The following is a 24,798-nucleotide window of genomic DNA, read 5'->3' as shown; positions in this document are numbered from 1 at the left end:
ACCCCAATACATCAGGAGTACCCGGCTATGACCAACCGCGTCGACATCCACTACTGCACCGGTTGCCGCTGGCTGCTGCGCTCAGCCTGGATGGCGCAGGAACTGCTCACCACCTTTGAAGGCCAACTCGACGAACTCACGCTGCACCCAGGAACCGGTGGAATCTTCGAGGTGTGGGTAAATGGCACCCGCATCTGGTCTCGAAAAGACCAGCAGGGTTTCCCCGAAATCACCAAGCTCAAGCAGCTTGTTCGGGATGAGATCGACCCAGAGCGCTCACTAGGCCATTCCGATCATTGATCTGACGGTATTTTCCCCATCTTGCTCAAAATATCTGACCGGCTTCATCGGAACAAATCGCTTTAAACCTGAACTGCTGGCGCGGATCATTCGTAATTGAACACTCGATCAAGAATGGGAGGAACTAGATGACCGACGTGATGCAGAACACCCGATTTACCAACCTGACCATGGCCAACCGCTTTGCGCTCGCGCCCATGACCCGGACCAGCGCTGACGCCGACGGCACCCCCAACGAGCTGATGGCGGACCATTACGAAGCTTATGCCAAAGGCGGGTTTGGCCTGTTGATCACCGAAGGCACTTACACCGATGATGGCGCCAGCCAAGGTTACGCCAATCAGCCAGGCCTGGTTAACGACGCGCACATCAAAGGTTGGAAAACCATCGTGGAACGCATTCACGCGGCGGGTGGCAAAGTGATTGCACAGCTCATGCATGCCGGGGCCCAGTTCCAAGCCAATCACTACACCGATCAGCCGCTCGCTCCCAGTGCCGTGCAGCCGAAAGGCGCGCCCCTTGGGTTCTACGGTGACCAGTCTGAGTGGCAAACGCCACAAGTGATGACTGAGGCCGACATCAAATTCGCGATCGACGGCTTCGCTAACGCCGCGGTCAACGCCAAAACCGCAGGGTTCGACGGCATCGAACTGCACGGAGCCAACGGTTACCTGCTGAATCAGTTCCTGAGCACCTACTTCAACCGTCGCGAAGATTCCTACGGTGGCAGCCTGGAGAACCGTCTGCACGTGGTGGTGGAAACCATCAAAGCCGTACGAGCGGCGGTCGGTGACGACTTTGCCGTGGGCATTCGCCTGTCGCAGGTCGCGGTGACCGATCCTGACTACCAGCTGCCCGAGGGCGAAACCGGTTTCCGCCAGATTACCGAGGCCGTTCGGGATGCTGGTGCTGACTTCATCCACACCACCGACGGTGACGTCCATCGAGCGCCCTTCGTTGAGGGTGATAAATCGCTGGCCGACGTGGTCGCCGATGTCGACGGTATTGAACTGATCATCAACGGCGGTATCGACGAGACCAACCACCAGGATCGCGCTGCCGCGTACCCGGGATCGCTGCTGGCTGTCGGCAAGAAAGCGCTGGCTAATCCGGACTTCGTCCAGCGCCTGAAGGACGGCAAGGAGATCGATGATATCGACTTTGCCATGCTGCAGCCCAAGGCCACCATCGAGAATGAGCTGGCCTGGCGTCGCAAGCAGGCGGCCTAATCCGCACGCCTTGCTAACGACGAACCCCCGGAGTGAAAGCTCCGGGGGTTCGTCGTTTGATTAAACCCCATCTATGATTTCTTCGTTCAAGTCAGCCTTAAGATAGGCGGTCTTTTCGGAGCGGCACTGGTGTGGCTGGCGGAGCCAATCATGCCCTGGACCCTGGGCTTTGCCGCCGGTGCCATGCTGTTCATCATCAGCAACGAAATTATTCCGGAAACCCACCGGAACTCTTACAAAACCCTGGCCACCTTCTCGCTATTGGTCGGTTTTGTGATCATGATGTTTCTGGATGCCACGCTCGGCTAAACCCGCCGAGCCGAGGCCCTCGAGCAGCCAGACACCTGCCAGGGCCTCCAGGGCCTCGGCGATGACCGGCTCGTGCTCGCGGTCCCGGCGCCAGATAAAGCTGAGGGCGCAGGGGATTCGCACTCCTTCCGCCACCACCAGGCCCCGCTCCTGGCGCTCGGCCATGGCCAAAGCGTCTCGCGCCAGACTGAGCCCTACCCCGGCCCGAACCAGGTCCAGCATGCAGGCCTCCTGATCCACCTGGGCCACACCCTGGGGCACCAGCCCCTCGGGTTCCATAACACTGGCCAGCAATCGGTTGTGTACCGAATCCTCCGGCGTCACGATCCAGGGCAGCGCCGCCAGGCTGGACCAGCGCGTATCGGATAGCCGTGCAGCCCAGCCAGCCGGTGCAATCACGTGGTAATCGAACCGGGTCAGTTCACGGTGCATCAGCTCGGGCCCCGCCGGACCTGCGCCCGGTGGGGCCAGGAAGTAGCCAACATCGAGACTGCCATTGCGCACCTGCTCCAGCACCCGGCCGCTCATACCCTGATGCAACTCGGTTTCAAGCTGCGGTGCCCTGGCCACCAGCCGGTGCAGAAAAGCTCCAAGCCGGATAAATTCCGGGTCCACAATGGTGCCAATCTTGAGCCGCCCCCGAATCGTGCTGTGCAGGGCACGGGCACTCTGATCAAATGCGGCCAACCCGGCCAGGGCCTTTTCCGCCACCGGCAGCAAGCTCTGGCCGTCGGCGGTGAGCACCAGGCCCTGGGGTTTGCGCCGGAACAGCTTGAGCCCCAGATCGTCCTGCAGCTGCTTCAATTTGAGACTGACGGCGGGCTGTGTCAGATGCAGACGATCCGCAGCCCTCGAGACACTGCCCTCGCGGGCCACCGCTACAAATGCACGTAATCCTTGCAGGTGTTGCATAACCATTCCTCGCAGACCGCAATATAAGTAATACTTATATCATGGTTTAGAATAATTCAATTGCCTCAGTCCAAAACGGGCCGTAAATTATCTGTTCAATTCTTCACCAGACTCACTTAGGGCCATGCAAAAAGGGCCTCAAAGAAACATACAACAAACTGAACCGAAAACAGGAAAGAGGCAACTATGAGCAATCCAACGATCCAGCATTATATCAATGGGCAAATTTCAGAGGGCAGCTCCGGCCAAAACCAAGAAGTTTTCAATCCGGCCACTGGTAAGGTCTCGGGCCAAGTAGTTCTCGCCAACCGTGACGATGTTGACCAGGCTGTTGCCGCCGCTTCCGCCGCTTTCCCAAGCTGGGCAGATACCCCGCCGATTCGGCGTGCCCGCGTTATGTTCAGATTTCTGGCGCTGCTTAACCAGCACAAAGACGAACTGGCTGAAGCCATCACCCGCGAGCACGGAAAGGTCTTTACCGATGCCCAAGGCGAAGTGGCCCGGGGTATCGACATTGTCGAGTTCGCCTGTGGCATTCCGCAGTTGCTAAAAGGTGATTACACCGACCAGGTCAGTACCGGGATCGACAACTGGACCATGCGCCAACCTCTGGGCGTGGTTGCCGGCATCACTCCGTTCAACTTCCCGGTCATGGTGCCGATGTGGATGTTCCCGGTGGCGATCGCCGCTGGCAACACGTTCGTGCTCAAGCCTAGCCCGATCGATCCCAGCGCCTCCCTGATGATTGCCGACTTGCTCCAACAGGCGGGTTTGCCCGATGGCGTATTTAATGTTGTGCAAGGCGACAAGGGTGCCGTAGAAGCCCTGATTGAACACCCGGACGTCATGGCCTTGAGCTTTGTCGGTTCCACCCCGATTGCCAACCTGATCTACGAAAACGGCGCCCACCACGGCAAGCGCATCCAGGCTCTGGGCGGTGCCAAGAACCACATGGTGGTAATGCCCGACGCGGATCTGGACAAAGCAGTAGACGCCCTAATCGGTGCCGGCTACGGCAGTGCCGGGGAACGGTGTATGGCCATCAGCGTTGCTGTGTTAGTGGGCGACGTTGCCGATAAGATCATTCCCCGACTGGCCGAGCGAGCGCGCAGCCTGAAGGTGAAAAACGGCATGGAGCTGGACGCCGAGATGGGTCCGATCGTCAGTGCCGCGGCGCACCAGCGCATTACCGGCTACATTGACAAGGGTGTGGCTGAAGGTGCCGAACTGATCGTAGACGGCCGTGAGTTTGACGCCGGCACCACTGGCGATGGCTGCGATGAAGGTTTCTGGATGGGCGGCAGTCTGTTCGACCACGTAACGCCGGAGATGACCATCTACAAAGAGGAAATTTTCGGCCCGGTTCTGGCGTGCGTCCGCGTTCCAGACGTAGCTACGGCAATCCGTTTGATCAACGAGCACGAATTTGGCAACGGTGTCAGCTGCTTCACTGAGAGCGGCAGCGTGGCCCGTGAATTCGGTCGTCGCATTCAGATTGGCATGGTCGGCATCAATGTGCCTATCCCTGTGCCGATGGCATGGCACGGCTTTGGTGGTTGGAAGCGCTCGATGTTTGGCGACACCCACGCCTATGGCGAAGAAGGCGTGAAGTTCTACACTCGCCAAAAATCCATCATGCAGCGCTGGTCAGACTCCATTGATGCCGGTGCTGAATTCGCTATGCCAACCGCCAAATAACGCGAACACGCTCCGGGAGACAGGCTATGTCCGACAACAACAATGCTCAGGGCCAGCTCGATTTCGACTACATCGTTGTAGGGGCCGGCTCAGCCGGCTGCCTGCTGGCCAATCGTCTGAGCGCGGATCCGGCCAACCGGGTCCTGCTAATCGAGGCCGGCGGCCGGGACAACTACCACTGGATTCATATTCCAGTGGGCTACCTCTACTGCATCGACAACCCTCGTACCGACTGGCGGTTTCGCACTGAGCCGGATCCCGGCCTGAACGGCCGGTCTTTGATCTATCCCCGGGGCAAGACCCTGGGCGGCTGCTCCAGCATCAATGGCATGCTGTACATTCGCGGCCAGGCCCGGGATTACGACCACTGGGCCGAGGTAACCGGCGAGCCGGACTGGCGCTGGGACAACTGCCTGCCCGACTTCATGCGCCACGAAGACCACTATCGTCTGGATGACGGCGGCGACGCCGACCCGGAGCACCAGAAATACCATGGCCACGGCGGCGAATGGCGGATTGAGCATCAGCGCCTGAAGTGGAAGGTTCTGGAGGACTTTGCCGATGCTTGTGTGCAGGCCGGTATTCCCCGCACCCGTGACTTCAATCGTGGCGATAACGAAGGCGTCGACTATTTTGAAGTAAACCAACGCTCCGGTTGGCGCTGGAATACGTCAAAGGCCTTCCTGCGCGCCGCCGAAAAACGCCCTAACCTGACCCTGTGGCATTCCACGCATGTGATGGAACTGGAAATGTCGGCAGGTGAAAAACCCCGCTGCACGGGCGTTCTGGTGGAGCGCCCCGGAGAAGGCGAGCTTACGGCGCACGCCAGCCGGGAAGTCATTCTGTCAGCCGGCGCCATCGGCTCGCCCCAGTTGCTGCAACTGTCAGGAATTGGACCGGCAGACCTGCTCCGAGAGCATGATATTCCGGTTGTGGCCGATCTGCCCGGTGTGGGTGAAAACCTGCAGGATCACCTGCAGATCCGTTCGGTGTACAAGGTGCACGGCGCTAAGACCCTGAACACCATGGCCAACTCGCTCACCGGAAAAGCACGAATTGGTCTGGAGTATCTGATCAAACGCTCAGGTCCAATGAGCATGGCACCATCTCAACTGTGCCTGTTCACACGAAGCTCTGAAGAGTACAAGCACGCGAATATTGAGTACCACGTACAGCCCCTGAGCCTGGACGCGTTTGGGCAGCCGTTGCACGACTTCCCGGCCATTACCGCCAGCGTCTGCAACCTCAACCCGACCAGCCGTGGCACGGTGCGGATCCGCAGCCGCGACTCTAAAACTGCGCCGGCGATCGCTCCCAATTATCTGAGCACTGAGGAAGACCGGAAAGTGGCAGCGGATTCTCTCAGGGTCACCCGTCGTATTGCTGAACAGCAGGCGTTTGCCAAGTATCAACCGGAGGAATTCAAACCGGGCGCTCAGTACCAAACTGACGACGAGCTTGCGAAACTGGCCGGCGACATCGGCACCACCATCTTCCATCCGGTGGGCACCACCCGCATGGGTCGGGAGGATGACCACATGGCGGTAGTGGACCCGAAACTCAGAGTTCGGGGCGTTGCCGGACTGCGAGTCGTAGACGCAGGCGTGATGCCAACCATCACCAGTGGCAACACCAATTCCCCGACCTTGATGATTGCGGAAAAGGCAGCCAGCTGGATCCTGGAAAGCAAATAACAACACCCTCCGAGCCACCGGCTTGGAGGGTGTTCGTGTACCTATTGGCCACAGTTAATTCGACTGGTCGTCTACAATTAGTTCGCCCAGTTCCAAAGCCGCTTGCCTGAGCAGGGGTTCGTATTCCAGCAGTTCATCCAGGCTCTTCCTGAGAATGGGCGCATGGGCAAACAGGCAAGCAAACAAACGCCCTTCTTTGTCCTTGATCGGCACGGCGAACGCGACCATGCCGTCAATAAACTCCTCGTTATCCAAGCCCTGCTCTGTTTCGGCAATCGCGAGCAGAGCCGACTCCAGTTCGTCCGGTGCCGTTAAGGTGTTCCTGGCCCGCTTTTCGAGAGGCAGGTTATGGATCAGGCGGTGCCGCCGATCATTTTCCAACGAACTCAGATACAGCTTACCGCTGGCCGTGCACCATATCGGGGTGCGGCTACCAATGGGCAAATGCACCTGGAGCGGCCAGTTGGTCTGCACCCGATCGTAGTAAATCATCTCGGTACCATCCGGGATCGCTATCCCGCAGGTCTCGCCCACCTCGGCCGTCAACCTCTTCAGAATAGCCTGGCGCAGGGCCTTGAAACGGCTTGCGTAAAGCACACCGAGTGCAATGTTATGAAGCCTGTCTGCAGGCACCAACAACCCACGCATATTCGTTTGCAGGTAACCCTCACTTTCCAGTTGTTGCAAAATACGATGCACGCTGGGTTTGGGGATGCCCAGCTGGAGGGCAAGATCCGCTGGGCTTAAGGGGCGCTCGGCGCGAGAAACCGACTCTATTATTTCCAACGCCCGGCCTATCGCCGAGCCTTTTTCTCTGCGCTGTACTGCCATGCTCTTACCTGCCACTGAATATGTGCGCTCATTATAAGCAGGCATTGCTTCTCAGAAAAATATTAAGCGTAGAGCGAAGCACCGGGAGGACTTGGGCAAGACGGTATGGAAAAACCGGGGGAACGGTCTGTGTAGCAAGATGGATACTCAGAAAGGACACCGCCACCTTTCGGTGACGGTGGGTACAAAATTCAAACGCTGAAGGCGACCCGTCTACTAGCGATGCCGGAACACAGGTGCCCGCTTGGCGATAAAGGCATGCATTCCCTCTTTTTGGCCCTCGGTGGCGAAAGCGGCCTGGAACAGACGACGCTCGTGGCGCATGCCTTCTGTCAGACTGGTTTCGAAGGCAACATTAACGGACTCCTTCGCCATACGGACCGCGGGGCAGTTGTAACCGGCGATGGTATGCGCGGCCTCAAGAGCGGTCTGCAGTAACTCGTTTGAGGGCACAACCCGCGCCACCATGCCCACGGCTTTCGCTTCGTGAACGTCAATAGTCCGCCCCGTCAGAATCAAGTCCATGGCCATGGCTTTACCGACAGCGTTGGCAAGGCGTTGAGAACCGCCAATCCCAGGCAGAATGCCCAACTTGATTTCCGGCTGGCCAAACTGAGCATCCTCAGCAGCAATAATGAAATCGCACATAAGTGCCAACTCACAACCGCCACCCAGAGCGTAGCCACCAACTGCTGCAATAATAGGCTTGCTGATTGAACGCAGCTCATCCCAGGGCGCGAAGATATCGTCACAGTAAAACTCAGCGTACGTCAGGTTCGCCATCTCTTCGATATCGGCACCTGCGGCAAACGCCCGCGCACTGCCAGTGATAACGATCGCACCGACATTGTCGTCTGCGTCAAAGGATTTGAGCGCCTGGAGCACCTCGCGGGCCAATTGCCGGTTCAGAGCGTTCAGGCTCTTGGGGCGATGGAGCGTGATGATACCGACGCGGTCGCGACGCTCAACAAAGATGGTTTCAGGTGAATCAGCCGCCGGCTTTGCCTCTTCGTTCGACGCTTTCTGAGCCGTGGCCTGTTCGCGGGAGGTATCGGCCTGCTCTTCCTTGGATACAGTGTTGGTTTTTGTTTTCATGGTTTTTCCTCTATGTCTCGGATGTGGAGCGTTATGCTTTCGCGGCTGTTTCACAGAATGAGTTTTCCTCGATCTCGTCCGCCTCAGAGCGCGCACGCGATGTCGGTGCATAGGCGCCGCACTTGGTCATCAATTCCGCCAGAATAGCCTCGCGATGTTCATTGAGCCTCGGTGCCCGAATTGGCGATTCAGGATCTATTTCGGACATCGTGCTCATCTTGATAGGATTCCCCGCGGTTCTGACAGCCCGATCACCCTCGCCTTTTACTTTGACGATCATGTTTCGGGCAAGAAGCTGCGGGTTGCTGAAGAGTCGATCAATGGTATTGATCGGAGCACACGGAACACCGGCCTCATTCAAAGCGTCAATCCAGTGCTGCATGGGTTTTGATGTGGTGATCTTCTCCACGTCCTTGACCAGCTGCGCTCGATTTTGCACTCGCAAATCGTTAGTCAGAAACTCTGGCTTTAGGGCCATCTGGGGCGAGCCGAGCGCATCAGCCATCAGCAAAAACAAGGTGTCATTACCCGCACAGATTACGAACTTTCCGTCCTCCGCCATAAAGGTTTCGAAAGGAGCAAGCGAGGGGTGATTGTCGCCTGTGCGCGTCGGAACCTTGCCCTCGACGTCGTAGCGTGCCAGAGCGGTTTCCATGAGTGCCGCCTGGCAATCGAGCATACCAATGTCGACACGAGAACCTTGAGCATCCCGGTTTCGGCTGTGCAGTGCAGCCAGAATACCCACGACGCCGAACAGCGCTGCTCCCAAATCGCCAAAGCTGGTACCCACACGTGCAGGCTCGCCATCGGGCCAACCAGTCAAACTCATCACGCCCCCCATGGCCTGAACCACCATGTCATAGCCTGGCAGTTCACTGAACGGGCCGCTGTGGCCAAAGCCGGAGATTGAGGTGTAAACGATGTGGGGATGCGTCTTCGCGAGTCGCTCCGGACCGTACCCGAGACGCTCCATGACGCCGGGACGAAAGTTCTCAACCAAGACGTCGCTGCTGTCCAGGAGACGCTCCAGCAGCTCACGGTCGCGCGGCGATTTGATATCCAGCGATATGCTTTCCTTGCCGCGATTGAAACACATGAAATAGGCGGACTCTTCGTTAACAAAAGGTCCGAATGCGCGGGTGTCATCACCGGTGCCAAATCGCTCCACCTTGATTACCCGAGCACCCAAATCGGCCAGGACCATGGTGCAATAGGGGCCGGCAAGCACACGAGAAAAATCCAGCACAGTTATTCCGGAAAGAGGGCCTGGTTTGTTTTCTGTTTCGTTCGATTGAGCCATAAAAGCTCTCCGCTATTTCGTTGTTGTTAATTTCTTAAAACGATACAAAACGTATCGTATTTTAGAGTCGATCAAAAATCAATCACTCCCGTCAAATTTTCAAACGGGCTTCTTGGTCATGAGTGTGGGGAGGGAAAAGCGGAGAGGTGTTCAAACAAACCGATCAATTGCTGATCGGCACTTACTTAGTTACAGAATGCTCACTCTGCCGAACCGAAGGCTGGATTCTGGCCGGAAAGTAAGGCGGGCTAGCCCGCCAGTTTCTGGATCTCGGGATAATCGCGCAGGTGCTGGACAGGTTCCGCTGGTGCTTCCGTTCCCAGTGCACAGACTTCGTTGGCCATGGCCTGAGCCACGGTGGCCGCCTGCACGCCACGGTATTTTTCCAGCGGGCCGAGCAAGACCCGATTCACCAGGGGCATCAGCTTGATACCCAGGGCTTCGGCGGTGCGCTGTTCCTGCCGATCACCGAGCAACAGGCTGGGATGGTAGACCGAAAGGTAGGGGTAGCCGAGTTCGCGCACTGCGTCTTCGAGTTCGCCCTTGACCCTGTTATAGAAAATGGTGGAATCCGAGGACGCGCCAATGGCGGACATCAAAATGAACGCCCGGGCACCGGCTGCTCGACCCAGGCGCGCGGCCTCCAGGCTGTAGCCGAAATCCACCTTACGGAACTGCTCGCGCGAGCCTGCCTTCTTGATGGTGGTGCCCAGACAGCAAACGATTACATCTACGGCGAACAGATCAGCACTGGCCTCCAGATCGTCAAAATCCACCTGATGCTGGATCAGCTTGTGGTGTTCAAGGCCAACCCGGCGACGCACCGGCGCTATCACCGAAGTCACCTCCGGCCGTTCCAGCAGTTTCTCGACCACTGCCGCCCCTGTCAGTCCGGTGGCTCCCAGTACCATGACGTTCAACGCATTGCCTCCTAAACTCACTCTAGTGGATTGCTGTTCTGGTCCGTACTCTTTCAACCGGTAACTTACTGATCCAGACCAAGCGCCTTGCGATACGAACGGGTCAGCTTGGCCAGTCGATACTGATCGAGAACCACCGACAGTATGGCTGATAATCGGCGGGCCGGCGGGAGCCCGTCGCCCATCCTGCGCAACTGACGCCGAACCATGGCCATATTGGCCAGACCCGATAGCGTCTTGTCTTTCCAGCGCGCCTGCAAAATCTCGCCGCTGGCCTCGGCATCGGTGGACCATTGCCGTGGCAGATCGGGAGTCTGCGCCAGCGCGGTCGCCATGCCCACCAGGGCCACACCGGAATTCAATACTTCCTGCGCCACGGACAACCGGCGCACACCGCCGGTGACCATCAATGGGATGGTCGAGGCATCGGTAAGGGCCTGGGCAAATTCCAGGAAATAGGCCTCCCGGGCCAGGGTGCGGCCATCGGCGGTACGACCCTGCATCGCCGGTGACTCGTAACTGCCACCGGACAACTCGACCAGATCAACACCCAGCCCCTCCAGCGACGCCAGCACTTCACGGGCATCGCTCAGCTCGAAACCGCCACGCTGGAAATCCGCCGAATTGAGTTTCACTGCCACGGCAAATCCGGGTTTAACCGCAGCTCGAATTCGAGTCACCACTTCGCGCAGTAACCTAGCCCGATTCTCCAGGGAACCACCCCAGCGGTCCGAGCGTTTGTTGCTCAGCGGTGACAAAAACTGGGCCAGCAGATAGCCATGGGCAGCGTGGATTTCGACACCGTCAAAACCGGCGTTCTGCGCCTGCACCGCAGTGTCGGCAAAACGCTGGATCACGTCTTCGATTTCTTCCTCGGACATTGCCTTGGGAACATCAAACAAGGACGAATGCTTGCCCAGATCCAAGCCAACCGCCGACGGCGCCAGGTTACGACCACCCATACGCCGAAACACCTGTCGGCCCGGATGATTGATCTGCATCCAGATGCTGGCAGCCTTGCCATGGGCGACCGCCGCCCACTCCTTGAACGGTGCCAACGGCGTGTCACGCTCAAGCGCCACCCCACCTGGACCGGTCATGGCCAGCCTGTCCACCATGACATTGCCGGTAATCAGCAGGCCAGTTTCACCCGCCGCCCACTGGTCATAGAGATTAAACAGGTCGTCGCCAGGCAGTTGCCCCGGCGCTGCCATATTCTCCTCCATCGCCGCTTTGACCAGGCGATTCTTCAGGGTGTGGCCGGATGGCAGGGTAAAAGCATCGAACACAGATGCGCTCATATCGACTAAACCTCATATTTGGATTGGAAGTAGCCTACCATCCCGTCGGAAAAATCGCTCATGGGGGGAGGCGGGTAGAAAACAGTGGCGCAGGCAGTAGAAGTGCGAGGGACCCGGGATTTATGCCGGGGAAATAAAAAAGCACCGGACATCCTAAAGGGGAAGCCCGGTGCAAAGCTGACAACAGATCGCCTAAGGCGTGACTTTCACTACCCGGTCAGTCGCTGACCGGGCTTTCCTTCATGGCCGCATTCATGCGCCGGCGCAGCAGTGGCCCGACCACATACGGCAGTACCAGGCCAAGACCGGCAACCACCCAGAGACCCACGGCCAGCGGGCTACCCCAGAGAATGCCCCAGGAACCGTCGGACAGGATCAACGCGTGGCCCAGGTTCTTCTCCATTTCGGGCCCCAACAACAGACCCAGAATGATCGGCACCAGCGGAATTTCCAGCTTGCGCAGGAAGTAACCCGCGATACCAAAGGCCACCATGAAATACAGGTCAAAGGTGCTGTGACTGATGGAGTAGATGCCCACGAACGCCACCATGGTGACAATCGGCAGCAGGTACATCGGTGGCACCGACAGCAGCTTCACGAAGAAGCCCACCAGCGGGATGTTGAGTAGCAACAGCATGACGTTACCGATCAGCAGTGCCGCGATGACACCCCAGACAATGTCAGCGTTCTGGGTGAACATCAGCGGGCCCGGCGTGATGTTCAGGGAGATCAGCATGGCCAGCAGTACCGCCGTGGTGCCACTGCCCGGCACACCCAGGGTCAGCATCGGCACCAACGCACCTGAAGAGGCGCCGTTGTTACCGGCTTCCGGCGCGACCACGCCGCGAATATCGCCTTCGCCAAACTTGCCCTTCTTGCCCAGCACCTGCTTTTCCAGGGTGTAGCTGATGAAGCTGCCCAGAGACGCCCCGGCGCCTGGCAATACCCCGGCGATAAAGCCGAGTACACCGCCGCGCAACTGGGTCGGGATGGTGCTGACCAGCTCCTTGAAGCTCAGGGTCAGCTTGCCCACGTTGATCTTTTCGCGGCCGCCGCCAACCCGGGATTCCACGAAGAACAGCAGCTCGGAAATGGCAAACAGACCCACGATCGCCAGGATGAAGTCGATGCCCTCATACAGCTCCAGCACACCAAAGGTGTAGCGCTGGGTGCCAGTGGAGATGTCGATACCCACGGTGGAGATCATGATGCCGATGGTGGCGGCAATGACCGTTTTCATCGGGTTCTTGCCGGTAATGCCGCCGAGGGTGGCAAAGGCCAGAAGGAACAGCGCAAAGTACTCAGCCGGGCCAAAGGTCAGGGCAAACTTGGCCAGGATCGGAGCCAGCATGATCAGACCAATGGTACCGATCAGGCCACCGGCAAAAGACGCCACGGCGGAAATCGCCAGGGCATCGGCAGCACGGCCTTTCTGGGCCATGGGGTAGCCGTCGAGACAGGTCATCATTGCCGGCTCGTCACCGGGAATATTGAGCAGGATCGAGGATATCCGGCCACCGTACATGGCACCGGCGTAGACCGCGGTCAGCAGGATCATGGCGGTTTCCGGCGGCAGCCCCAGGGTAAAGGCCAGCGGGATCAGGATGGCAACACCGTTGGCCGGGCCCAGGCCGGGCAGACAGCCGATCAGGGTGCCCACGAAGGCCCCGAACAGCGCGAACATCAGGTTATAGGGGGTGAGCGCGACGGCAAACCCTTCCATCAAAAAGCCAAGGGTTTCCATCACTCCACCTCCAGCAGGCCGGCAGGCAGACTCAGGTCCAGGCCGTAGTTAAACAGCACAAACACCACCACCGCACTGATCAGACCAGTAATAAACGCCATGCGTGGCCTCGCGCCCATGCGCCAGCTGAGCGTACCAACCGCCAGCGTGGTCGAGATAATGAAGCCCAGGGGTTCCATCAGCAGCGCGTAGACGATCAGCACCACCACCGAGGTCACCAGTTCCAGCGCGGTTTTGCGCACTGGCCACTGGGCATCGGGGTCAGGCTTGACCATCAGGTACAGGCTGCCGATGACCAACACAAAGGCAAGGATGGTGGGAAACGTTTCCGGGCCCACACCCTCGGCGCCGCCAAACGGCTCGGGCCACTGCTGCGCAGCCCAGCCGTAGGCAACGGCGAGGACCAGAAGGCCCAAGCCGAGGATCCGATCACCAAAACCTGTCATTTCAGCAGCCCGATTTCACGAGACAGGGTTTCGATGTCCTTCACCTGCTGACGCACGAAGCTTTCAAACTCGTTCGCCGGCGGGTGGAACGGGATCAGCCCGTTGCTCTTCATCACCTTTTTCCACTCTTCGCTGGCGTACAGCGTGTCCACAGCGGCTACCCAGTATTCCTTGGATTCCTCAGAGGCGCCTTCCGGCATATAGAAGCCACGCCAGTTCGGGCCCAGGGCATCGATACCCTGCTCGCGGGCCGTCGGAATGTGGCTGAACTTACCGGGCAGGCGCTCTTCAGACAGAACCGCCAGCACTCGCAGGTCACCGGAGTCCATGAAGCCGGTTGCTTCGGAGACGTCACCGGTGAAGGCATCAACCTGGCCACCCACGACCTGGGTCATGGCCTCACCACCGTTGTTGTACGACAGGTAGGGAATGGAAGGGAGTTTCTCAACACCGGCCGCCTTGGCAGCGATCAGTACTTTCAGGTGGTCCCAGCCGCCGCGGGCGCTGCCGCCGGAAAACTTGACCGACTTTGGATTGGCCTTCACGGCTTCGAAGAGCTGATTCAGGTTCTGGTACTCGGAGTCTTTGGACACGGCAATGATGCCGTAGTCAGCGCCCAGGGCACCGACCCACTTCACCATGCCGGCGTCCATGCCCGGAAACTGCTTCTGGGCCAGGCGGGTGGTGGTTGCGGTAGATGCGGCGACAATCAGCTTGTCATCGTCGGCACGCTTGCTGACGGTGTGGGCGTAGGCAACGCCACCGCCGGCACCAGCCATGTTGACGGTCTGGACACTGCCTTCCACCAGGCCGAGTTCCTGCATGACGTTGCCGACGCTACGGCAGGTAAAATCCCAGCCGCCGCCCGGATCCGCCGGGGCGATACATTCCACCTTGCCGGAGGGTTGCCAGGCCAGCGCGGAAACACTAAAGGCAGCCATGGCTACAAAAGACAGGGTTCGCTTGATCATCATTGGGTTCACCTCTGGTTTGTTGTTGTGATAGCTCCTCTGTTTCGCCGCTCGATAAACGTGCTGTGGGAGCCATTCAGCCATAGACTAGAAGCGATCACCGAATGCCTAAAGTTTGTGCGCGTAAATACCTATAAAGAACCTAAAGGCTTTTTTGTGCATAAAGTTCACGGGCAAAAACAGCCGTGGTGCTTTAACCTGAATCAAAATGACAACAAACCCCTGCACGGCGTTTCGAGAAGTGCTTCGAAAAACCAAAATCAAAACCCGAATGATTCTGACCCTCGGCCTGGTCAGCGCCCTGCAGACAGCGTTGATTGGTGTCTTTGCCGGGTACTATCTGAGCGAATCCCTGTATGAGGAAATCGGTCAGCGGGCATTGATGGTCGCCAAGACCGTGGCCGCCACGCCGGCAGTAATCGAGGGCGTAGAGCGACGCGACACCGGCAGCCTGAATCGGTTGGCCAACCGGCTGACCGAGACCAACGAAGCCCTGTTTATTGTCATTGGTGACGACCAGGCGGTGCGCCTGGCCCATCCCGATCCGACACGCCTCGGCTACTCCATGGCCGACGATGACGGCGACACCGGTCACCTCGCCCTGGTCGAGGGTCAGGCCTACATTGCCCGGGCCTTCGGCAGTCTCGGCGAATCCATGCGCGGCAAGGCTCCAGTGATCAATCCCGCCAACGGGGACATTGTTGGCATCGTGTCGGTTGGCTATGGCGTCGACCAGGTCGAAACCACCATCCAGCGCTACAATTTCGTGCTCTATGGTGTGGTCGGCGTGATGCTGTTGGTCAGCGTCCTCGCCGCCATTATCATCGCCAGTCGCTTTAAACAGGCCATCTTCGGGCTGGAACCGGAAGAAATCGCCCGGCTGTTCCAGGAGCGGGATGCCACCCTGCAATCGGTGCGCGAGGGCATCATTGCCATTAATCGTGACGGCATCATCACCACGGTGAACCGCACCGCCCTGAACACCCTGGGCCTGGAACCGGACATGGCCCTGGCCGGCAAGCCAATCCTTGAAGTGCTGCCGGAGAGCGACCTGATGTCGGTTCTGACCACCGGGCAGCCGGATTTTGACCGGGAAGTCTGGCTCAGAAACCGCCAGATGATCGTCAACCGGCTGCCGGTCCGCGAGGGCGACGACATTATCGGCGTGGTGGCCAGTTTCCGGCTGCGGGACGAAGTGGATCAGGTCAGCCGCCAGCTCACCCGGATCCAGCAATACGCGGATACCTTGCGCAGCCAGACCCACGAATACTCCAACAAGCTGCACACCATCGCCGGTCTGATCCAGATTGGCGCCACCGACGAGGCACTGAGCCTAATTGGCAGTGAGGTCAGCGATCATCAGGCACTGATTCAGCTGTTGCTCGAAGCGGTGCCCGACCCGGTCATTGCCGGCTGCCTGCTCGGCAAGTACAACCGGGCCCGGGAAATGGGGCTGGTGCTGAACATCGACCCTGGCAGCCAGATGGCCCACGTACCAGCCGACCTGCCCCGAGAGCAGCTGGTGAGCGTACTCGGCAACCTGATCGATAACGCCCTGGAAGCCACGCGCCTGGTGACCGGCGAAGGCGGGCAGGTTTCACTGTCGATGACCGATCTTGGCGACGACCTGATCTTCGAGGTGGAAGATCAGGGCGCCGGTGTTCCGGACGCTGACCGGGAGCGAATCTTTGAAAAAGGTGTCAGCACCAAAACCGGCACCGCCCATGGCTACGGCCTGCATCTGGTGAGCCAGTTCCTGAACCGGTGGGGCGGCTCGGTCACGGTCGAGAATCTCACCACCGGCGGCAGCCGCTTTACCCTGTATCTACCCAAACGCGCCCACGGGGGGACCAGTCATTGACCACCATACGCCTGCTGATCATTGAAGATGACCGCAAAATTGCGGAAATTCAGCGACGCTTTGTTGATCGTCTGGACAATGTCGAACTCTGCGGCATTGCCCACACGCTGGCCGATGCCCGGGACCTGATCGATGTGCTCAGCCCCGACCTGATCCTGCTCGACGTCTACTTTCCGGATGGCAACGGCCTTGACCTGCTGCGGGAGCTGCGGGCCTCCGACAGCGCTAGCGATGTCATTCTGATCACCGCCGCCAAGGAAGTGGACACTCTGCGCAGTGCTTTGCGCGGCGGGGTTTTCGACTACATCCTGAAGCCACTGGTGTTTGAACGTCTGGAGGAAGCGGTAAACCGCTACCGGGAGCACCTGAACCGGCTGTCCGGCCTGGACCAGATCGCCCAGAGAGAGGTGGATGCGCTTTTACCCCGAAGCGGCCAGGACGAAAGCCCTGCGGAAGCGGCGGATACCGACAGGCTACCGAAAGGCATTGATGGCATTACCCTGGATAAAATCCGGGAGGTGCTGACCACCGGAAAAGAGTGGAGTGCGGAGGAAGTCGGCGCCGCCATGGGCGCCTCCCGCACCACGGCCCGACGCTACCTGGAATTTCTGGTAGGCCGCGGCGAAGCGGCGGCGGAGGTCAGCTACGGTAATGTCGGCCGCCCGGAACGACGTTATTGCAGCGTATCACGCAAATAATTCAGGCCCGACAACTGGGCCATCTGGCCGCGAATCCAGGATACCCGCTCCCAGACATAGGCCGATGGCGCAACCGCGCTCAGGGACTTGGGGTTAGGCAGAACCGCCGCCAGTCTCGCTGACTGGATCGAAGACAGCTGGCTGGCTGAAACTCCAAAATATCGTCGACTCGCCGCCTCCACGCCATAAACCCCGGGGCCAAACTCGGCGATGTTGAGATAGACCTCCATAATGCGCTTCTTCGGCCACAACCCTTCAATTCCGAGCGCCAGCCCGGCCTCCAGCGCCTTGCGCACAAAGCTTCGGCCATTCCACAGAAACAGGTTCTTGGCGGTCTGCTGGGTAATGGTGCTGGCGCCCCGCAGGCCCTCGCCGGCCTCGTATTCCGCCAGCGCCGTTCGGATGGCGGCGAAATCCACGCCCCAATGCTCGGGGAACCGCTGATCTTCACTGGCAACCACCGCCAGCGGCATCCACGGCGAAATCTCCGACAATGGCACCCAGCGCTGATACAGGGCCTGATCCGGCTGCGACAGCCGGTGGCCAAGCATGAAACTGGAGGTAGGCGGATTGACGAACCGCAGCAGAATTATCACGGCCATCAGCAACAGCAGTGCTCCCGCCAGCAGCCACGCCAGTTTGCTCAGAGATCTTCGGATAAGGGATTTTCGCGCCACAGACTCGCTACCAGGCAGTGTTGACTATCATTAATATCAGGCCGCCAGTATGTCGTGGTTCGCCCCCCATTTGAATTACCGATCCTTCAGACGCGGGCGATCATCGGAGTGGAACCACCCGTCGTATACTGAGAAGGCCGACACCATAGGCATTGAAAGATGGTCGAGCATCTCAACTCCCCGAACGGCGTTCGGCTACTGCTGACGCCCAATCGCTCAATGAGCTGGCGTGGCAACGTCCAGATCTGGCTGGCATTGCTGCTTCTGTCCGCGCTGATTGCCACCGGCATGGCGTTGGCCGGTGCCTGGGTTATCCTGCCCTTCGCCGGGCTGGAGCTGGCCGCCCTGGCCGCCGGCATTTACCTGACCTCCCGGGCCTGCCAACGTCAGGAAGTACTGACCATCGGCGATAGTGACATCCACCTGGAAAAAGGCCGCACTCGGAAATTGGTCGAGTGGACCCTGCCCCGTCCCTATGTGAGGGTGCACCTGGATGCCCCCGCGCACCCGTTTGCGCCACCCAAGCTGTCCCTGATTCATCGCGATACCGAAATCTCGCTGGGCAGTTTTCTCAATGTCGACGATACCGAGAGGCTGGTTCATCTGCTCGAATCCCGGGGCGTGGTCATAGAACGAAAAACGCCCGATCCGGAGATCGGGCTGTGGTTCTAGAACGTGTTTGCTAAAGACGGCTTCAGGCCGCTGTCGCCATAAATTGCTGGACCCGTTCCAACACTCTCGGGTGCCAGAGTAACTTGTTGTGCCCCAGGCCCTGGGTTTGCATCCGCTCGGATCCGGCCCACTTCAAATGAACCTCATCGCTGTGACTGGCCGGCACCGATTTGTCGTCCCGGTCGATCACCACCAGACCCCGGGGGGTGAGCTTGGGCGCCAGGGCGTCGAATGAAAACTGCTGCCACACCTGCACTCCGAATGCCTGCTCCATGCGCCGACGATGCGCGGTCACCATGGCCGGAGAGAACCCAAGCTCACCGCCAAATCCGGCGACCACTGAATCGAGATCCTTGGGCGGTGCCAGTAACACCAGCCGCTGGGCCTGGACCCCATCCACCACCGCACGGGCTGCTGCGAGGCTGCCCAGGGAGTGGGCAATGATGGTGTCGATGGGCCCGACACTGGCGGCCACCTTGGTGACAGCCTCGGTCATCTCATACAGGCTCGACCGTCTGCCCTGAGCCCGGCCATGGCCCGGTGCATCAAACACCACCACCCGATAGCCAGCGCTGACCAGCGGCTGCACGAAGGCACCAAACTGGATTCCGCCGCTTGACCAGCCATGGACCATCAGCACCACCGGGCCATAGCCCCAGCTATACACCGGAATAGTGACGGCACCGTGCTGAATTTGGGTGTAGCTATCGGCTTCGTCCAGCAGGTACTCATACCGAATGGGTAACGGCAGCCGTCGCGGCGAGAAGAACAACGTCTCAGCAATATTGCCGGCAGTGTGCGGCGCCAACCGATGCAGCATTTGCAGGGCTTTCCCTACTGCGGCGACGCCGGAGTTCCGGGCCGGAACGCGGTCAAGAGGAACCCGTGTTGCTGAGCCTGTGTTGGTTGTGAATTGAGCAGTCATGACCCTTCCTCCTTCGCTGTCGGCCGAGGGGCCGACCTGATTGACAGTGTCAGATTACGGCTTGCCAACCCGGGGGCAGAGTGTCATATTTGACACCTTAGATGCCAAAAGAGACATTCATCATGATCAAGATCGCCATTGTGGCCCTGCCCTTCTGCCACGGCAGTGGTGTCATCGGTGTGATGGATTTTTTTGCCGCTGCCAACTACTGCGACCGGGCTGCCAGCCGGGGCGAACCCCGGTTCGAATGCCAGATTGTCACCGTGGATGGCGAGCCGGTGCACTCCTACAGCGGCGTTCCGATAGTGCCGACGGTGCGATGGCAGGACTATCCGGCGGACGTCATCATCATTGGCTCCGCCATGGAGGCGGTGCTGGGCGACCGCCATATTGATGCGGCGCTCCGGCAATCACAGCCACTTCACCCCTGGCTCTGCTCGGCCGTGGAACGGGATGCCGTTGTTGCCAGCGTCTGTACCGGCAGTTTTGTTCTGGCGGAGGCCGGACTGCTGGAGCAGCACGTGGCCACCACGCACTGGCGGGCGGCACCGGCGTTTCGCCGACGCTACCCGGAACTGCGGCTCGAGACCGAGCAGCTACTGGTCGACAATGGCCAGATTCTCTGTGCCGGTGGTGCCACCTCGTTTGTGGATCTGTGCCTGTATCTGGTCGAACGGCTGGGCTCCCCCGCGTTGGCCGTAGCTTGCAGTAAGCTGCTGATTCTCGATGCCCGGCGTTCGGAACAGACGCCCTACATGAGCTTTTATGGCAGCCGGGCTCACCAGGACGAGAAAATTGGCGAAGTACAGGGCTGGCTGGAGCAACACTACGCCAACGCCATCGTCATTGACGAGCTGGCAGAGCTCGCACACCTGGGGCCCCGCACTTTCAAACGCCGGTTCAAGGAGGCCACGGGCGAGACCCCACTGAGCTATCTGCAACATTTGAGAATCGAGGCCGCCAAGCACGCCCTTGAATCGACCCGACGCCAGACCGCCCAGATCATCTGGGACGTGGGTTACGAAGACGCCAGCTCGTTCCGGCGACTGTTCAAGCGCAATGTCGGGTGCACCATGGAGGAGTACCGCCGCCGGTTCAGCTATGTGACACCACAGCGCAGCAAGCCCCAACTGGCCACCTCCAACAGTCGAGAATAACTATCATTGTCTTTATCACCCACATTCCTTAAACTTCGCCGCCATTGGGTGTTGTGGGTAGTGAGTGGTGGAGCAGATAACCGATCTTTTCGCCGAGCTGAACCGTCTGGTGCTGGCTCCAGTCATCGACCGTTTTTTCGGAATCTTCGACCTGAACGGCCGCTTTGGCCTGCTATTCCTGTGCATTTCCTACGCGGTCGCCTACGGGCTCTTCCGCTATCGCAAGCACCAGGGCCTCACTGAAGCCCGCTCTTTCTGGCAGTTCATCGGCGGCAGCCGCGTTAATTTTCACCGCTCGGCGCTGCTGGATTATCGCTACTATTTTGTGCGCGTCATTCTGAAGATCGCCCTGGTTCTGCCGGTCGTGACCCTGGTCGATCCTTTCATGCTTCGCTCTGGCGACTACATTCAGTTTTTCACCAATCTCTGGGGCGCCAGGCCCGAGCTGGGCCAGAACATGGGCCTGGCAATGTTGTATGGCCTGGGAGTATTTCTGGTGCGCGATTTCAAGCACTACTGGGTGCACCGTGCGTTCCATTCGCGGTGGTTGTGGGAATTTCACAAGGTGCACCATTCGGCGCCGGTGATGGTTCCGGTCACCGCCAGCCGGATTCACTTCGTTGAGAAGATTGTCGAGCGGCTGGCTTCGGTGGTGTGTATCGGCCTGTACGCGGGGATCTTCTGGTATCTGTGTGGCGGTGAAATCAGCCGCTACACCCTGTTCGGCGTGACCTACCTGGTATTCATCTTCAATGCCCTCGCGGCCAACCTGAGGCACAGCCACGTCTGGCTGTCATTCGGCCCGGTTCTGGAACGGGTGCTGAACAGCCCGGCCCAGCACCAGATCCACCATAGCGACGCGCCACGCCACTTCAATAAGAACTTCGGCACCAACCTGTCCATCTGGGACTGGATGTTCGGCACCCTGTACACCACAACCAGCACACCTGAGCCGATCCGGTTTGGCACCGGCGCCCGCGACGCTGAACGCTACCTGACGGTGTACAGCCTGATCGTGACACCATTCGTCGAGCTGGCACGCAAGTTCAATCGCACCCGCATGCCCAAACCACCCCAGCCCACCGCAGAAGGCTGAGTTCAGTCGTAGCGCTTGGCGATGGCGGCGAGTTCGCCATCGGCCCGGGCGGCATCCAATGCCTGCTGGAGATCGGCGACAATCGCCGGATCAGTGTCATTGCTCAGCGCCAGGTACATCGGAGTTTCACGGAACACCAGTACCGGCTTAAGTCCCGTAATGCCATGCTCTTCCTCTGCTACCAGCGGACCGACGAGGCCATCAGTAACCCAAAGGTCGGCCTGGCCCAACATCAGCCGGCGCGTGTTCACATCACCGGACAGTCCCATAGCCACGTTGAAGCCTTCTTTCACCAGAAATTCGGACATGACATCGCCTTTGTAGCCGGCAATCTGCAGCTCGCGTGCGTCTTCCAGGCTATTCAGCGACAGGTCCGAATCCGGCGCCGCAAACAGGGTCCACTTGATGGAAGCCAGGGGACCAACCCACTGGAACAGATCTTCACGCTCATCAGTTCGAGCGGTACAGAAAAGCCCATGATTTTCCCGCCCCTGAACCCAGTCATAGGCGTAGCTCCAGGCGCGCATCTTCATAACGTAGTCGTAGTCGACCCGGACCAGCATGGCCTTGACCATATCGCTGCAGATACCAGTGATGTCTTTCGCGCCGTGGGCAAAGCCCTTGCCCGAAGTCGACGCGTTATAAGGAGGATAGTTCTCGGTGAAGATGTAAAGCCGTTCTGCCGCTGATGCCACACTGCCCGCAGCCATCAAGGCGAGGGCTCCCAGGGTGATCTTGAGCGTGTGCAATAACTTGGGCAGAGCCGGGGCAGATTCTCTCGGCATTATTGTTCCTTAGTGACGGTACGGGTTTATTAAAATATGCTTTCCGGTCAGTCGGATTGGTCAGTTTGGTCGGCGGCCATGATTACTGGATCCACCCGAAAAGTCAGTGACAAAACGTATCTGACGGGAGTCTGTTCAACCGATGGCTGTTTCCTCGGGAGCGGCTTCTGCAGTGCTGACAATGGTCGGCGCAATCACCGACAGGCAATGGGGTCGGCATTCTACCTGCAGAGGCGTCTGCCCCATCACATCGCCATCAGCGGTGATGGTTTTCGGCTTGCCGGTATGGACAGAACAGCGAGTGCCCTTCAGATGGACGATGGTGCTGGTGCGCTGGGGCGAACGCTTGTTGAGACGGACCATCACAAAGGTCAGCAGTAACTGCAGTAATGGTCGCGGCTTGACCGCGATCACGTCCAACTGGCCATCGTTGGCAGAGGCCTCGGGAATCTCATTACCACCGCCAAAGAAGGCGCCGCTGGCAACGGCTATCGACAGCCAACGGCCTTTGACCACTCCCTTGTCGCAGTAAATCTCGGCCTTGAAACCACGGCTGGCACTGACCCGGCGCAACAAGCCCAGGCCATAACTGAACCGACCAAACAGTTTCTTATGAGTGCCCTCGGCTTCCCGCGCAGGCAGCGTTCCCAGGCCAATATGAGCGACATTCAGAAACAGCGTCTGCCCCACCTCGGCAACGTCTACCTGCTGAGTGGTGCCCTGGGCAATGAGCGCGCACAAACGCTCTGGCTCTTCCGGCAGCCCCAGGTTACGGGCAAAGTCATTGGCGGTGCCGGATGGCAGCACCGCCAGGATCGCCTGTCTGCTCCGGCACAAGCGTGCCCCCATGTTCACCGAACCGTCGCCCCCGGCCACCATCACGACATCGCCCGCTTGCACCTGGTCCTCCCAGGCATCGTCATTGAAATCGCGGCATTGCGGTTCCGGAACACCGGCGGCTAACAACACCTCCAGCCAGAACTCCCGTCCTCGCTCGCCGGTGCCGGCCTTGGTATTTGCAATCAGCCAATGGGTCATCCGAATGCGTCCATGTGCTCTCTGCTTCTGCGGGTCAATTACGCGGCAAAATATTTGAACTCACAATACCCCAAGAGTGCCTGAGCCGCCTTACGACATTGGTTAGGGGGTATTGGACGGTTCCGATGCTTTCGAGGCCAGTGTCGGACCGGCAAATTGACGCCTCGAAAAGGACTGGGCAGACTCTCTTGTTAAGGCCTCCCGGCCTCTCCCTAGAAGCACAATCAACACTAAGGCGGCTGCCATGGATTTCGTCAGAACTCCCGAGAATCAATTCGACCGTTTGCTGGATTATCCCTTTGAGCCCCACTACGTCGATCTGGACGGGCTGCGCATGCATTATGTCGATGAAGGGCCTGATGACGCCAAGCCAATTCTGATGATGCACGGCGAGCCGTCGTGGTCGTATCTTTACCGCCACATGATCCCGGTTTGCGCCGCCGCCGGCCATCGGGTGCTGGCGCCCGACCTGATCGGCTTTGGCAAATCCGATAAACCCACTTCGATCGACGACTACAGCTACCAGCAGCACATGGAGTGGATGCAAAGCTTCATCGACCAACTGGACCTGAAAGACATCACACTGGTCTGCCAGGACTGGGGTTCGCTGTTGGGATTGCGGCTGGCGGCGGAGAATCCGGATCGGTTCCGGGCCATTGTGGTGGGTAATGGCATGCTGCCCACCGGCGACCAGCAGGCGCCGCTGGCGTTCAAGATCTGGAAGAACTTTGCCCTGCACAGCCCATGGTTTCCGATTGGCCGGATCATCAGCACCGGCTCGTTCCGTAAACTTGGGCCGGATGAGCTACGTGCCTACGATGCGCCCTTCCCCGGTAAGAAGTACAAAGCCGGCGCCCGCGCCTTTCCGCGCCTGGTACCGATGACACCCAACGACCCGGCCACCGAAGCCAACCGCGCCGCGTGGAAGGTACTTGAGCAGTGGGACAAGCCGTTCCTGACCACGTTCAGCAATGGCGACCCGATCACCCGGGGCGGTGACCGATACATGCAGGACCGGATTCCCGGCGCCAAGGGCCAGCCCCATGTCACCCTCAAGGGTGGTCACTTCCTGCAGGAAGACTCGCCAGTGCCCTTCGCCCAGGCCATCAACAGCCTGCTGGCAAACCTCGCCTGAGCCG

24 protein-coding genes are annotated in these 24,798 nt (G+C 59.2%); 11 read left to right on the top strand and 13 right to left on the bottom strand.

All coding sequences use genetic code 11. The features are described from left to right. Window positions 1-27 precede the first annotated feature (27 nt). The 3 genes from FCS96_RS05180 to FCS96_RS05170 all read left to right on the top strand — a co-directional run bounded on the left by FCS96_RS05180 (window position 28) and on the right by FCS96_RS05170 (window position 1,838). Window positions 28-300 (top strand): SelT/SelW/SelH family protein, encoded by a 273-nt coding sequence (locus FCS96_RS05180; protein ID WP_138439143.1) that lies wholly within the window; start codon window positions 28-30, stop codon window positions 298-300. Between the two features lie 128 nt (window positions 301-428). Further along, window positions 429-1,529: an oxidoreductase gene (locus tag FCS96_RS05175; protein WP_138439142.1), complete on the top strand. Its 1,101-nt coding sequence runs from the start codon at window positions 429-431 to the stop codon at window positions 1,527-1,529. A 150-nt stretch (window positions 1,530-1,679) separates the two neighbouring features. Next, window positions 1,680-1,838 carry a ZIP family metal transporter gene (locus FCS96_RS05170; RefSeq protein ID WP_228264017.1) on the top strand — a complete coding sequence of 53 codons (159 nt, stop codon included), beginning with the start codon at window positions 1,680-1,682 and terminating at the stop codon, window positions 1,836-1,838. On the opposite strand, the gene FCS96_RS05165 is transcribed toward FCS96_RS05170, so the two are convergent. Continuing rightward, the gene (locus tag FCS96_RS05165; protein WP_138439141.1) at window positions 1,788-2,750 is read right to left on the bottom strand and encodes a LysR family transcriptional regulator; all 963 of its coding nucleotides are present in this window, start codon (window positions 2,748-2,750) and stop codon (window positions 1,788-1,790) included. The two genes, FCS96_RS05170 and FCS96_RS05165, sit on opposite strands and share 51 nt — an antisense overlap. A gap of 186 nt (window positions 2,751-2,936) precedes the next feature. Between FCS96_RS05165 and FCS96_RS05160 the strand changes: the two genes are divergently transcribed. After that, window positions 2,937-4,448 carry a CoA-acylating methylmalonate-semialdehyde dehydrogenase gene (locus FCS96_RS05160; RefSeq protein WP_138439140.1) on the top strand — a complete coding sequence of 504 codons (1,512 nt, stop codon included), beginning with the start codon at window positions 2,937-2,939 and terminating at the stop codon, window positions 4,446-4,448. A gap of 26 nt (window positions 4,449-4,474) precedes the next feature. Beyond that, window positions 4,475-6,142, top strand: a complete 1,668-nt coding sequence (locus tag FCS96_RS05155) for a GMC family oxidoreductase (RefSeq protein WP_138439139.1) — start codon at window positions 4,475-4,477, stop codon at window positions 6,140-6,142. Window positions 6,143-6,196: 54 nt separating this feature from the next. Here the strand turns inward: FCS96_RS05155 and FCS96_RS05150 are convergent, their stop codons facing one another. The 8 genes from FCS96_RS05150 to FCS96_RS05115 all read right to left on the bottom strand — a co-directional run bounded on the left by FCS96_RS05150 (window position 6,197) and on the right by FCS96_RS05115 (window position 14,753). Beyond that, complete coding sequence (locus FCS96_RS05150; protein ID WP_138439138.1) at window positions 6,197-6,973, bottom strand: IclR family transcriptional regulator; 777 nt, start codon at window positions 6,971-6,973, stop codon at window positions 6,197-6,199. A gap of 216 nt (window positions 6,974-7,189) precedes the next feature. Beyond that, window positions 7,190-8,068, bottom strand: coding sequence for an enoyl-CoA hydratase (locus FCS96_RS05145; RefSeq protein WP_138439137.1), 879 nt, complete (start codon window positions 8,066-8,068; stop codon window positions 7,190-7,192). A gap of 31 nt (window positions 8,069-8,099) precedes the next feature. Further along, window positions 8,100-9,368, bottom strand: coding sequence for a CaiB/BaiF CoA transferase family protein (locus FCS96_RS05140; RefSeq protein ID WP_138439136.1), 1,269 nt, complete (start codon window positions 9,366-9,368; stop codon window positions 8,100-8,102). A gap of 248 nt (window positions 9,369-9,616) precedes the next feature. After that, window positions 9,617-10,279, bottom strand: a complete 663-nt coding sequence (locus FCS96_RS05135; RefSeq protein ID WP_228264041.1) for an NAD-dependent epimerase/dehydratase family protein — start codon at window positions 10,277-10,279, stop codon at window positions 9,617-9,619. A 74-nt stretch (window positions 10,280-10,353) separates the two neighbouring features. Continuing rightward, window positions 10,354-11,589 carry an NADH:flavin oxidoreductase/NADH oxidase family protein gene (locus FCS96_RS05130; protein ID WP_138439134.1) on the bottom strand — a complete coding sequence of 412 codons (1,236 nt, stop codon included), beginning with the start codon at window positions 11,587-11,589 and terminating at the stop codon, window positions 10,354-10,356. Between the two features lie 217 nt (window positions 11,590-11,806). Further along, entirely contained in the window at window positions 11,807-13,333 is a 1,527-nt protein-coding gene (locus FCS96_RS05125) for a tripartite tricarboxylate transporter permease (RefSeq protein WP_138439649.1), read from the bottom strand. Beyond that, entirely contained in the window at window positions 13,333-13,779 is a 447-nt protein-coding gene (locus FCS96_RS05120) for a tripartite tricarboxylate transporter TctB family protein (protein ID WP_041339621.1), read from the bottom strand. The genes FCS96_RS05125 and FCS96_RS05120 overlap by 1 nt, the downstream gene beginning before the upstream one ends. Continuing rightward, window positions 13,776-14,753, bottom strand: coding sequence for a Bug family tripartite tricarboxylate transporter substrate binding protein (locus FCS96_RS05115; protein ID WP_138439133.1), 978 nt, complete (start codon window positions 14,751-14,753; stop codon window positions 13,776-13,778). Before FCS96_RS05115 ends, FCS96_RS05120 begins: the two co-directional genes overlap by 4 nt. Before the next feature lie 205 nt (window positions 14,754-14,958). On the opposite strand from FCS96_RS05115, the gene FCS96_RS05110 reads away from it, so the two are divergent. Together FCS96_RS05110 and FCS96_RS05105 are read left to right on the top strand one after the other, a co-directional pair. Further along, complete coding sequence (locus FCS96_RS05110) at window positions 14,959-16,611, top strand: ATP-binding protein (protein WP_138439132.1); 1,653 nt, start codon at window positions 14,959-14,961, stop codon at window positions 16,609-16,611. Beyond that, window positions 16,608-17,309, top strand: coding sequence for a response regulator (locus tag FCS96_RS05105; protein ID WP_138439131.1), 702 nt, complete (start codon window positions 16,608-16,610; stop codon window positions 17,307-17,309). Before FCS96_RS05110 ends, FCS96_RS05105 begins: the two co-directional genes overlap by 4 nt. On the opposite strand, the gene mtgA is transcribed toward FCS96_RS05105, so the two are convergent. After that, window positions 17,285-17,986 (bottom strand): monofunctional biosynthetic peptidoglycan transglycosylase, encoded by a 702-nt coding sequence (mtgA, locus tag FCS96_RS05100; protein ID WP_138439130.1) that lies wholly within the window; start codon window positions 17,984-17,986, stop codon window positions 17,285-17,287. The two genes, FCS96_RS05105 and mtgA, sit on opposite strands and share 25 nt — an antisense overlap. A gap of 159 nt (window positions 17,987-18,145) precedes the next feature. On the opposite strand from mtgA, the gene FCS96_RS05095 reads away from it, so the two are divergent. Then, window positions 18,146-18,658: a DUF2244 domain-containing protein gene (locus FCS96_RS05095; RefSeq protein WP_138439129.1), complete on the top strand. Its 513-nt coding sequence runs from the start codon at window positions 18,146-18,148 to the stop codon at window positions 18,656-18,658. 22 nt (window positions 18,659-18,680) lie between these two features. Here the strand turns inward: FCS96_RS05095 and FCS96_RS05090 are convergent, their stop codons facing one another. Further along, on the bottom strand, window positions 18,681-19,583 hold the full coding sequence (locus tag FCS96_RS05090; protein ID WP_138439128.1) for an alpha/beta hydrolase: 903 nt from the start codon (window positions 19,581-19,583) through the stop codon (window positions 18,681-18,683). A 122-nt stretch (window positions 19,584-19,705) separates the two neighbouring features. Between FCS96_RS05090 and FCS96_RS05085 the strand changes: the two genes are divergently transcribed. Both FCS96_RS05085 and FCS96_RS05080 read left to right on the top strand, forming a co-directional pair. Next, a complete protein-coding gene (locus FCS96_RS05085; RefSeq protein ID WP_138439127.1) occupies window positions 19,706-20,740 on the top strand; it encodes a GlxA family transcriptional regulator in 1,035 nt (344 codons plus the stop codon). Window positions 20,741-20,816: 76 nt separating this feature from the next. Next, window positions 20,817-21,836, top strand: a complete 1,020-nt coding sequence (locus FCS96_RS05080; protein ID WP_407658074.1) for a sterol desaturase family protein — start codon at window positions 20,817-20,819, stop codon at window positions 21,834-21,836. Window positions 21,837-21,838: 2 nt separating this feature from the next. On the opposite strand, the gene FCS96_RS05075 is transcribed toward FCS96_RS05080, so the two are convergent. After that, entirely contained in the window at window positions 21,839-22,621 is a 783-nt protein-coding gene (locus tag FCS96_RS05075) for a substrate-binding periplasmic protein (protein WP_138439125.1), read from the bottom strand. A gap of 135 nt (window positions 22,622-22,756) precedes the next feature. Further along, window positions 22,757-23,659, bottom strand: coding sequence for a diacylglycerol/lipid kinase family protein (locus FCS96_RS05070; protein ID WP_138439124.1), 903 nt, complete (start codon window positions 23,657-23,659; stop codon window positions 22,757-22,759). 244 nt (window positions 23,660-23,903) lie between these two features. On the opposite strand from FCS96_RS05070, the gene FCS96_RS05065 reads away from it, so the two are divergent. Continuing rightward, complete coding sequence (locus FCS96_RS05065) at window positions 23,904-24,794, top strand: haloalkane dehalogenase (RefSeq protein WP_138439123.1); 891 nt, start codon at window positions 23,904-23,906, stop codon at window positions 24,792-24,794. The last annotated feature ends 4 nt before the right edge of the window (window positions 24,795-24,798 follow it).

This window comes from Marinobacter alexandrii (genome assembly GCF_005871205.1).
In the GTDB taxonomy this organism is placed as follows: Bacteria; Pseudomonadota; Gammaproteobacteria; order Pseudomonadales; family Oleiphilaceae; genus Marinobacter; species Marinobacter alexandrii.
This window is presented reverse-complemented; position numbering and strand designations above follow the sequence as displayed.

What these genes read in the sequence shown, in the direction of transcription:
- FCS96_RS05145 (WP_138439137.1), bottom strand. Translation starts at nt 8,068, where the DNA reads ATGAAAACAAAAACCAACACTGTATCCAAGGAAGAGCAGGCCGATACC.
- FCS96_RS05110 (WP_138439132.1), top strand. Translation starts at nt 14,959, where the DNA reads ATGACAACAAACCCCTGCACGGCGTTTCGAGAAGTGCTTCGAAAAACC.
- FCS96_RS05170 (WP_228264017.1), top strand. Translation starts at nt 1,680, where the DNA reads ATGCCCTGGACCCTGGGCTTTGCCGCCGGTGCCATGCTGTTCATCATC.
- FCS96_RS05125 (WP_138439649.1), bottom strand. Translation starts at nt 13,333, where the DNA reads ATGGAAACCCTTGGCTTTTTGATGGAAGGGTTTGCCGTCGCGCTCACC.
- FCS96_RS05090 (WP_138439128.1), bottom strand. Translation starts at nt 19,583, where the DNA reads ATGACTGCTCAATTCACAACCAACACAGGCTCAGCAACACGGGTTCCT.
- FCS96_RS05085 (WP_138439127.1), top strand. Translation starts at nt 19,706, where the DNA reads ATGATCAAGATCGCCATTGTGGCCCTGCCCTTCTGCCACGGCAGTGGT.
- FCS96_RS05075 (WP_138439125.1), bottom strand. Translation starts at nt 22,621, where the DNA reads ATGCCGAGAGAATCTGCCCCGGCTCTGCCCAAGTTATTGCACACGCTC.
- FCS96_RS05155 (WP_138439139.1), top strand. Translation starts at nt 4,475, where the DNA reads ATGTCCGACAACAACAATGCTCAGGGCCAGCTCGATTTCGACTACATC.
- FCS96_RS05160 (WP_138439140.1), top strand. Translation starts at nt 2,937, where the DNA reads ATGAGCAATCCAACGATCCAGCATTATATCAATGGGCAAATTTCAGAG.
- FCS96_RS05070 (WP_138439124.1), bottom strand. Translation starts at nt 23,659, where the DNA reads ATGACCCATTGGCTGATTGCAAATACCAAGGCCGGCACCGGCGAGCGA.
- FCS96_RS05095 (WP_138439129.1), top strand. Translation starts at nt 18,146, where the DNA reads ATGGTCGAGCATCTCAACTCCCCGAACGGCGTTCGGCTACTGCTGACG.
- FCS96_RS05175 (WP_138439142.1), top strand. Translation starts at nt 429, where the DNA reads ATGACCGACGTGATGCAGAACACCCGATTTACCAACCTGACCATGGCC.
- FCS96_RS05140 (WP_138439136.1), bottom strand. Translation starts at nt 9,368, where the DNA reads ATGGCTCAATCGAACGAAACAGAAAACAAACCAGGCCCTCTTTCCGGA.
- FCS96_RS05180 (WP_138439143.1), top strand. Translation starts at nt 28, where the DNA reads ATGACCAACCGCGTCGACATCCACTACTGCACCGGTTGCCGCTGGCTG.
- FCS96_RS05120 (WP_041339621.1), bottom strand. Translation starts at nt 13,779, where the DNA reads ATGACAGGTTTTGGTGATCGGATCCTCGGCTTGGGCCTTCTGGTCCTC.
- FCS96_RS05135 (WP_228264041.1), bottom strand. Translation starts at nt 10,279, where the DNA reads ATGGTACTGGGAGCCACCGGACTGACAGGGGCGGCAGTGGTCGAGAAA.
- FCS96_RS05130 (WP_138439134.1), bottom strand. Translation starts at nt 11,589, where the DNA reads ATGAGCGCATCTGTGTTCGATGCTTTTACCCTGCCATCCGGCCACACC.
- FCS96_RS05115 (WP_138439133.1), bottom strand. Translation starts at nt 14,753, where the DNA reads ATGATGATCAAGCGAACCCTGTCTTTTGTAGCCATGGCTGCCTTTAGT.
- FCS96_RS05065 (WP_138439123.1), top strand. Translation starts at nt 23,904, where the DNA reads ATGGATTTCGTCAGAACTCCCGAGAATCAATTCGACCGTTTGCTGGAT.
- FCS96_RS05150 (WP_138439138.1), bottom strand. Translation starts at nt 6,973, where the DNA reads ATGGCAGTACAGCGCAGAGAAAAAGGCTCGGCGATAGGCCGGGCGTTG.
- FCS96_RS05165 (WP_138439141.1), bottom strand. Translation starts at nt 2,750, where the DNA reads ATGCAACACCTGCAAGGATTACGTGCATTTGTAGCGGTGGCCCGCGAG.